The sequence below is a fragment of the Nitrospirillum amazonense genome (assembly GCF_029594735.1).
Taxonomy (GTDB): Bacteria; Pseudomonadota; Alphaproteobacteria; order Azospirillales; family Azospirillaceae; genus Nitrospirillum; species Nitrospirillum amazonense.
Genome location: NZ_JARPAF010000003.1, coordinates 94,633 through 94,877 on the forward strand (window position 1 = coordinate 94,633; position 245 = coordinate 94,877).

Here is a 245-nt window from a genome sequence, read left to right on the forward strand (position 1 = left end):
GGGTTCAGGCGGTCGCGCCACAGGCCCTTCACCGGCGTGTCGAAGTATTTCATCAGGCCGCGCCCGCCGTTGGCGGCCATGGTCCAATAGGTGTCGCTGCGGTCGGCGTCGTCGCGGGTGGCCAGGGCGGCCAGCACGGCGCACTTGATGCGCTCCGTCTGCGGCCACAGGCGGGCGACGGGGTCGTGCGGGGTCAGGTCGTCCAGCAGGGCGTTCATGGCCACCCCGCGCGCCGGGTCCACGCC

Annotated in this window: 1 protein-coding gene; it reads right to left on the reverse strand. The window is 73.1% G+C overall.

Going from position 1 to position 245, the window contains the following annotated elements; all coding sequences use genetic code 11:
- The coding region (locus tag P5F91_RS18885; RefSeq protein ID WP_277907923.1) for an AGE family epimerase/isomerase at positions 1-245 on the reverse strand (245 nt) is incomplete at both ends.